1 protein-coding gene is annotated in these 1,219 nt (G+C 66.5%); it reads right to left on the bottom strand.

The features are described 5' to 3' along the window. Positions 1–1,219: efflux RND transporter permease subunit (locus AC1D00_RS41805; protein ID WP_477014732.1), on the bottom strand; the 1,219-nt coding region annotated here is incomplete at both ends.

The following is a 1,219-nucleotide window of genomic DNA, read 5'->3' as shown; positions in this document are numbered from 1 at the left end:
CTGAACCACAGGGCGTAGAGGCCCGGCAGATACAGGAGCGTCAGGAAGGTCGCCACGAACAGGCCGCCCATGATCGTGATCGCCATCGGGCCCCAGAACGCCGAGCGCGTCAGCGGGATCATGGCCAGGATGGCGGCCAGCGCCGTCAGCACCACCGGACGAGCCCGGCGGACGGTCGCCTCCACGATCGCCTCTCGGCGGGTCAACCCATGAGAAACGTCGGTCTCGATCTGGTCGACCAGGATGACCGCGTTGCGCATGATCATGCCGGCGAGCGCGATCAGGCCGAGCAGCGCCACGAAGCCGAACGGGGCGTTGGCGACGTTGAGGCCCAGGGACGCACCGACGATGCCGAGCGGCGCGGTCAGGAACACCAGGATCAGGCGCGAGAAGCTCTGAAGCTGGATCATCAGCAGCGTCAGCATCACCATGACCATCACCGGGAAGAGGATGAAGATCGAGGCGTTGCCCTTGGCGGATTCCTCGAACGCGCCGCCCGGCTCGATGCGGTAGGCCGGCTCGAGATGATCCTTGATCGCCTTCAGCTTCGGCGTGATCTGGTTGGTGACGTCGGGCGCCTGCACGCCGTCGACGACATCGGAGCGCACGGTGATCGCCATGTCGCGGTTGCGCCGCCACATGATCGGCTCCTCGTGGGAGTACTCGATCTTGGCGATCTGCTGGAGCGGCACGGCAACGCCATTGCGCGAGGTGATGGTGAGGTCGCCGACGCCGCCGAGGTCGAGGCGCTCGGACGGGATCGCACGGGCGACCACGCCGACCTTCTCGATGCCGTCGCGCACGGTCGTGACCTGCGAGCCCGAGATCAGCATTGCGAGCGCCTGCGACACGTCCTGCGGGGTCAGGCCCATGGCACGGGCGCGATCCTGGTCGACGACGAGCTTGAGATAGGGCGACTGCTCGTTCCAGTCGAGCTGGACATCCTTGACGCTCTTGTTCTGCCGCATGACGTCGCGGACCTCGTAGGCGATCTCGCGCACCTTGTTGGCGTCGGGGCCGATCACGCGGAACTGCACGGGGAAGCCCACCGGCGGACCGAAGTTGAAGCGATCGACACGGACACGCGCCTCGGACAGAAAGCCATCGGCGGCCGCATTTTCGATCTTGGCCTTGATGCGCTCGCGCGCCTCGACGCCCTTGGCGACGATGACGACCTCGGCAAAGGCCTCGTTCGGAAGCTGCGGGTTGAGGCCGAGCC

The organism is Bradyrhizobium sp. P2_E8, from assembly GCF_056403875.1.
The sequence above is the reverse complement of the archived record's forward strand: the minus strand, read 5'-3'. Positions and strand labels throughout refer to the sequence as shown.